This window comes from Xanthobacter sp. BG11Y11_SDJG, from assembly GCF_057364445.1.
On sequence record NZ_JBNFNU010000226.1, the window covers coordinates 1 to 6,854 of the forward strand.

The 6,854-nt window shown below is 69.6% G+C and carries 8 protein-coding genes and 1 pseudogene; 5 read left to right on the forward strand and 4 right to left on the reverse strand.

Translation table 11 applies throughout. From position 1 onward, the window contains the following. Positions 1–170 precede the first annotated feature (170 nt). Positions 171–491 (reverse strand): YbaB/EbfC family nucleoid-associated protein, encoded by a 321-nt coding sequence (locus AC2W7M_RS16665; RefSeq protein WP_486133398.1) that lies wholly within the window; start codon positions 489–491, stop codon positions 171–173. Between the two features lie 19 nt (positions 492–510). Further along, entirely contained in the window at positions 511–996 is a 486-nt protein-coding gene (locus AC2W7M_RS16670) for a hypothetical protein (protein ID WP_486133400.1), read from the reverse strand. Here AC2W7M_RS16670 and AC2W7M_RS16675 point away from each other — a divergent pair. Next, positions 995–1,423 (forward strand): hypothetical protein, encoded by a 429-nt coding sequence (locus tag AC2W7M_RS16675; RefSeq protein ID WP_486133402.1) that lies wholly within the window; start codon positions 995–997, stop codon positions 1,421–1,423. The two genes, AC2W7M_RS16670 and AC2W7M_RS16675, sit on opposite strands and share 2 nt — an antisense overlap. A 242-nt stretch (positions 1,424–1,665) precedes the next feature. Beyond that, a complete protein-coding gene (locus AC2W7M_RS16680) occupies positions 1,666–2,046 on the forward strand; it encodes a MerR family transcriptional regulator (protein WP_486133409.1) in 381 nt (126 codons plus the stop codon). A gap of 111 nt (positions 2,047–2,157) precedes the next feature. On the opposite strand, the pseudogene AC2W7M_RS16685 reads toward AC2W7M_RS16680, so the two are convergent. Beyond that, positions 2,158–2,898: pseudogene (locus AC2W7M_RS16685) on the reverse strand (YebC/PmpR family DNA-binding transcriptional regulator); the annotation flags it as partial. A gap of 431 nt (positions 2,899–3,329) precedes the next feature. Between AC2W7M_RS16685 and AC2W7M_RS16690 the strand changes: the two are divergent. The 3 genes from AC2W7M_RS16690 (at position 3,330) to AC2W7M_RS16700 (ending at position 6,167) form a co-directional block, all read left to right on the forward strand. Beyond that, entirely contained in the window at positions 3,330–3,959 is a 630-nt protein-coding gene (locus AC2W7M_RS16690; RefSeq protein WP_121623047.1) for a L,D-transpeptidase, read from the forward strand. 55 nt (positions 3,960–4,014) lie between these two features. Beyond that, complete coding sequence (locus AC2W7M_RS16695) at positions 4,015–5,031, forward strand: amino acid ABC transporter substrate-binding protein (protein ID WP_486133404.1); 1,017 nt, start codon at positions 4,015–4,017, stop codon at positions 5,029–5,031. Between the two features lie 272 nt (positions 5,032–5,303). Further along, entirely contained in the window at positions 5,304–6,167 is an 864-nt protein-coding gene (locus AC2W7M_RS16700) for an MBL fold metallo-hydrolase (RefSeq protein WP_486133405.1), read from the forward strand. A gap of 57 nt (positions 6,168–6,224) precedes the next feature. Here AC2W7M_RS16700 and AC2W7M_RS16705 read toward each other — a convergent pair. Then, the coding region (locus AC2W7M_RS16705; protein ID WP_486133407.1) for a DNA mismatch repair MutL family protein at positions 6,225–6,854 on the reverse strand (630 nt) is incomplete at its 5' end.

Genomic DNA, 6,854 nt, shown 5'->3' on the forward strand with positions numbered 1-6,854 from the left:
CTTCGCCTGCCGCGAGCCGGCGGAGCGGCGCACCTGGCACATCCGCGTCGGTGGCTCCGGCGTCGCCGCGGTCTGCGAGTTCCCGCGCCAGCACCTCGCCTTCGGGCGCCAGGCGTTCGCCGCCGATCCGCGCCTTCAGGGCCTGCGCTGGGAGCGGTAGGGCGCGCCCGTCAGAACAGCTTCAGGCCCGGTGGCAGGGCGAGGCCGCCGGTGAGCGCCTGCATCTTCTCCTGCATCACCCGCTCGGCCTTGCCGCGGGCGTCCGCCAAAGCGGCGACGATGAGGTCCTCCAGGATCTCGGTCTCCTCCGGCTTCACCAGCGAGGGATCGATGCGCACCGCCTTGCACTCGCCCTTGGCGGTGACGGTGACGTTGACGAGGCCGCCGCCCGCGGAGCCGCCCACCTCGATGGTCTCCATTTCCGCCTGCATCTGCTGCATGCGGTCCTGAAGCTCCTTGGCCTGCTTCATCATGCCCATCAGGTCGCGCATCGGCTCTCGCCTCCCATTCTCAATATTCGATCTCGTCGTCCGGTCCCGGCCCCATCTGGACGTCCTCCTCCATGGGGGGCAGGGCCTCCGCGCCGGCGATCTCGGCGGGGTCGGCTCTGGAGCGCACGTCCACCACCTCGGCGCCGGGAAAGCGGGCCAACACGGCAGCAACCAGAGGATGGGCCTTGATGCCCTCCTCGCGCTCGGCCTTGCGGGCGGCGTCCTCCTCCGCCAGCGTCGGGCCGCCCTCGCGGCTCGCGAGGGAGACGAGCCAACGCCGCCCGGTCCATTCGGAGAGCTTGCGCGAGAGGTCCTGGATGACGGTCGCCGGGGCGCCCGGCACCAGCGAGACCTCGATGCGGCCGTCCTCCATATGCACCGGGCGCAACTGGTGCTCCACCGCGTGCTTCAGCAGCAGATCGCGCTTCTCGGCGCAGAGGCGGGCGACATCGGCAAGGTCGCCGAGCCTGGGCCCGGCGGCGGGAGACGGCTCCGGCCGCGCCATGGCGTCCGAGCGCGGCGCGCAGCTTGCCGAGCTCTTCGCCGATGGCGAGGCTCTCCTTGGTGCGCGCCGATTCCCCGGCCACCCGCATTTCCTCGAAGCGGCGGTTCAACAGCGAGATCGCCCGGTCCATTTCCAGGACCGCCCGGCGCGGCGCCGCCTGGGCCAGCCGCTCGCGCAGCGCGTCCATGTCGGTGCGCATGGCGTCCACCGAGGACGGCCGCTCACGCTCCAGATCCCAAGCGGGCGTGTCCGGATCAAATTCGTCGCCCAGCTGCCGGCTCAGGTCCCGGTAGATGGCCGAGCGGATGGCCGTATCTGCCCGCGCCGCACGCGCAACGCGCTCCATGCCCGCCTCCTCGTGGCAAAAGGGAACGGCATACGCAGCACCCTTTTACCATCGCCGCATTGCGGTGATTCGTACAAGTGAGCATCCGGCCAACATGGTAAACGAGGTGTTAATCCCGCCGCTGATGCTTGGGATTGCGCGCCATGTAACCGTTACTTTCCCTAACAGGAGGTCGCGTTTCTCCCGGTGGGGCCGCGGCGCGGCTAAACCGTTGGCTGATCGAACATGGGTTGATCGCCCCATTCGACTGCGGGAAAGCCAACATGACCATCGAGACTTCGATCCATGACCTGACCGGCGCGCACGAGCTGCCGGCCGCCCCGATGCTGCGCCCGCGCGCGCTGGAGGCCGAGCGGCTCCATACCATCGGCGAACTGTCGCGCGATTTCGGCACCACGCTCCGCGCGCTGCGCTTCTACGAGGACAAGGGCCTGCTGAATCCGAAGCGCGACGGCACCCGCCGGCTCTACAGCGACGCCGACCGCACCCGCCTCGCGCTGATCCTGAAAGGCAAGCGCCTCGGCTTCACGCTGAGCGAGCTCGTGACCCTGGTGGGCGCCAAGGACGGCAAGGACCGCGCGAGCCTCGCCCTCACCCGCGACCGCTGCGTGAACCAGATCACCGTCCTGGAGCGCCAGCGCGGCGAGATCGAAGAGGCCATCGGCGAGCTGAAGGGCATGCTGCACGAGCTTTCGATCTCCTGAGGGAGACCCCGGGCTGCGGGACGCCGGCCAGCGGCGCCCCGGCCCTGAGCGCGGGCGCGCCGCGCCGGGCTCTTGCGCCGCTGGCGCGCTCAGTGTCCCCTCACTCGGCGCTGCAATCTTGGCGACCAGAGCCTCTGACAGCTCGAAGTTGGCGACCACGTTCTGCACGTCGTCATTGTCTTCCAGCGTCTCCACGAGGCGCAGCAGCTTCTCGCCGGTCTCGTCGTCCACGGCGACGGTATTCTGGGGCCGCCACACCAAGGCGGCCTTGCGCGGCTCGCCGAAGCGGGCCTCGAGCGCCTTCTGCACCTCGGCAAGGCTGTCGGCGGCGCAGACCACCTCGTGGCCATGCTCGGACGAGGTGACGTCGTCCGCCCCCGCCTCGATGGCGGCCTCCATCATGGCGTCGCCCGACGCCGCCTTGGCGTCGAACTCCACCACGCCCACCCGGTCGAACATGAACGACACGGCGCCGGTCTCGGCGAGGTTGCCGCCGGACTTGGTGAAGTAGGACCGCACCTCGGACGCGGTGCGGTTGCGGTTGTCGGTGAGCGCCTCGACGATCACCGCGACGCCGCCGGGCCCGTAGCCCTCGTAGCGGATCTCGTCGTAATTCTCGGTGTCGGCACCGGCCGCCTTCTTGATGGCGCGGTCGATATTGTCCTTGGGCATGTTCTCGGCGCGGGCCGCGAGAATGGCGGCGCGCAGGCGCGCGTTCATGTTGGGGTCGGGCAGGCCCATCTTGGCCGAGACCGTGATCTCGCGCGCCAGCTTCGAGAACAGCTTGGAGCGCATCGCGTCCTGCCGCCCCTTGCGGTGCATGATGTTCTTGAATTGTGAATGTCCGGCCATGGCCGCCACCGTCCCTTGGTCTGTCCCGCGCCCCGTCCCATGGGCTGCCCGGACCGATCCCGTTGAGTTGATCGGGCCTTATAGGCGGGCGGCGCGGCCGAGGGCAAGGTTGCGCACGCGGCGCCGGCGCACGGTCGGCGACAGCGGCCGGTTACGTTCCGTTTACCGTGCTACCGCCAGGATGGAGTCCGTCCGAAAAATGCCGGCGGCGCCGTGCCGCTGGCCCCTTTTCCTCGGGCGCGCGCTCGGCTAAGGCAAAGTGGGGTCGCGCGTCAGGCAACGTCACCCCGGGTGGTCCGCGACGGGACCTCCGGTCTTGCGGCGCGCGAGGGATGGCAACGGCAGTCGTCCGGGCTGCGGCATGACCTCGTGCCGCAACGGACCGCATGGACGCGGCTCCTGTACGGGAGCGCACGCTAGAAGAGGCCGGAATGTCGCCGATCACGTTCAAGTCCTTCACCCTCGCCGTGCTGCTCCAAGCCGGCATTCTCGCTTTCTCCCCCGTCGCCTCCGCCCAGGCGCCCGGCCGCGGTGCCGGCGCCGTGATGGACATCGGCGACCAGCCCGGCCTCGTCGCCTCCGAGGACGACGAGGCCCAGCTCGAGCCGGCGTTCCGGCGCCAGCCGGTCTATTTCCGCACCACGGAAAAGCCGGGCACCATCGTCATCCACACCAATGAGCGCTTCCTCTACCTGGTGCAGGGCGACAACCGGGCGCTGCGCTACGGCATCGGCGTCGGTCGCGACGGCTTCCAGTGGGGCGGCCTGAAGGAGATCGTCCGCAAGGCCGAGTGGCCGGACTGGACGCCGCCGGCGGAGATGATCCAGCGCCAGCCCTATCTGCCGCGCTTCATGGCCGGCGGCCCCGGCAACCCCATGGGCGCCCGCGCGCTGTATATCGGCGGCACGGTCTACCGCATCCACGGCACCAACCAGCCCCAGACCATCGGCTACGCCGTGTCGTCCGGCTGCTTCCGCCTGGTCAACAGCGACATCATCGATCTCTACGGGCGCGTGCCCGTGGGCACCAAGGTGGTGGTGCGCCAGCAGGCCACCCTCTGAGGGCGGCCGAAGCGTCCCGTCACCAGCTCCAACACCAATCGCCTCGGGGGCATCCATGAAGACGATCCTGGCCCTCCTGGCGGGCGCGGCAGTCGCGCTCGTCGGGACCAACGCTTACGCGCAGCAGACCCTGAAGAGCGTCAAGGACCGCGGCGAACTGGTCTGCGGCGTCTCCAAGGGGCTGCCGGGCTTCTCCGCGCCCGACGCCTCGGGCCGGTGGTCCGGCTTCGACGTGGACCTGTGCCGCGCGGTGGCGGCGGCGGTGCTCGGCGACGCGAACAAGGTGAAGTTCGTGCCGCTCAACGCCGAGGAGCGCTTCCCGGCGCTGCAGAAGGGCGAAGTGGACCTGCTCTCGCGCAATTCCACCTGGACCCTGGAGCGCGAGGCCAAGCTCGGTCTGCTGTTCGCCGGCATCTCCTATTTTGACGGCCAGGGCTTCCTGGTGCCGAATGCGCGCAAGCTGAACTCCTCGCTGGAGCTCGACAATTCCAAGGTCTGCGTCCAGGCCGGCACCACGGCCGCCGCCGCCACCGAGGAGTACTTCAAGACCAACAACATGAAGCTCGAACTGGTGTCGGTGCCGAACTCGGCCGACATGGTGAAGGCCTATGACGAGGGCAAGTGCGACACCCTCACCACCGACGTGTCGCAGCTCTACGCTTTGCGCCTCAACATGAAGAAGCCCGCCGACCACATCGTGCTGCCGGACGTTATCTCCAAGGAGCCGCTCGGCCCGGTGGTGCGCCAGGGCGACGACCAGTGGTTCAACGTCGTCAAGTGGACGCTGTTCGCCATGCTCAACGCCGAGGAGCTGGGCGTGACCACCGCCAATCTCGACGCGGCGCTCCAGTCCCAGAAGCCGGACGTCAAGCGCCTGCTCGGCCTGGAAGGCAAGCTTGGCGAACAGCTCGGCCTGTCGAACGACTTCGCCGCGCGCATCGTCAAGGCGGTGGGCAATTATGGCGAGAGCTTCGAGCGCAACGTGGGCGCCTCCTCCAAGCTCGGCATCCCGCGCGGCGTGAACCAGCTGTGGAGCATGGGCGGCATCCAGTACGCCCCGCCCATGCGCTGATCTGCCCCGGCGCGCCGGCGCCGGCACCGGAAAACGCGCCGCTCGCAGCGATGTGAGCGGCGCTTTTTCGTTACGGCAACTAGTTTTCCCTGCGGTCAGATCAAGGTGCGTCCAGCGCCCGGAGGAATCATGCCCAGCTTTCTCCCGCCGTACCCTTCTCGCCGGCAGCGCCGCTTTAGCCGGACTGGGAGCCTCAGGCCTCGGCGCCGCCGGCTTCCCCGGCGCCCGCGCACGCCCAGGCTCCCGCCCCGGCGCCCGCCGCCGGCAAGCAGGTGCCGAGCGCCTATCGCTACAAGGTGGGCGACGTGGAGGTCACCGCCATCGCCGACGGCATGCGCACCTTCCCGCTGCCGCCCACCTTCGTGCGCAACCAGCCGCCCGAGACGGTGAAGGCGGCGCTCAAGGCGGCGTTCTTGGACGAGGCGCAGCTCTCCATTCCCTTCAACGTGCTGCTTTTGAACATCGGCGGCCGCCGGGTGCTGATCGACACCGGCAACGGCGGCGAGCCCGGCGCGGTCGGCCAGCTGCGCGGCACGCTCGGCACGCTGGGTGTTCGGCCCGAAATGATCGACCAGATCGTCATCTCCCACTTCCACGCCGACCACATCAACGGCCTCCTCCTGCCGGATGGGACGCCCGCTTTCCCCAAGGCGCAGGTGATGGTGCCCGAGGCGGAATGGGCGTTCTGGATGGACGAAGGCCAGATGAGCCGCGCGCCGGACGCCATGAAGCCCTCGTTCCAGAACGTGCGGCGGGTGTTCAAGCCGTTCGAGGGCAAGCTGGAGCGCTACGCCTGGGACAAGGAAGTGGCGCCCGGCCTCAAGGCGGTGGGCACGCCCGGCCACACGCCGGGCCACACCTCGTTCGCGCTCGAATCCAATTTCGACGAGATGTTCATCCAGTCGGATCTCACCAACATCCCCGCGCTGTTCATCGCCAACCCGTCCTGGCACGTGCAGTTCGACATGGACGCGGCGAAGGCGGCAGAGACCCGCAAGGCGGCGCTGGACCGCATCGCCGCCGACCGCACCAGGATCGCCGGCTACCACTTCCCGTTCCCTGCGGTGGCGCATCTGGAAAAGGCTGGCGACGGCTTCCGCTACGTGCCGGTGCTGTGGAACCCCTCCAGCCTGTGAACCTGTGAGGCGGTCCGTCTGATCCCCGTGCCGGGAGCCCGCGCCCGGCGATCGGCCTCACCGCCGCGCGAACAGCTTCTCCACGTCCTTGAGCGAGAGCGTGACGAAGGTGGGGCGGCCGTGGTTGCATTCCCCGGCGTTCGGGGTCGCCTCCATCTCGCGCAGCAGCGCGTTCATCTCCTCCACCTTGAGGCGCCGCCCCGCGCGCACCGAGCCGTGGCAGGCCATGGTGGCGGCCACGTGGAGCAGGCGGCGCTCCAGCGGCAGCGCGTCGTCCCACTCGCTGGCATGCTCGGCGAGGTCGCGCACCAAGCGCGAGGCGTCGCAGTCCCCAAGCAGTGCGGGCACCGCGCGTACCAGCACCGCGCCCGGCCCGAACGGCTCGATGTCGAGCCCCAGCGCCGAGAGCTCCGCGGCGCGCTCCAGAATCTGGCCCGCCTCCGCCGCGTCCAGCTCCACCACGGCGGGGATCAGCAGCCCCTGCCGGGCCACCCCGTCGCGCGCGAGCGCCGCCTTCAGGCGCTCATAGACCAGGCGCTCATGGGCGGCGTGCTGGTCCACCAGCACCAGGCCCTCGCGGGTTTGGGCGAGGATATAGGTCTCGTGCAGTTGCGCCCGCGCGGCGCCGAGCGGCCGGTCGAGGTCGCCCGCTTCCGGCGCTGCCGCATGGGCCCGCGCGTTCGGCCG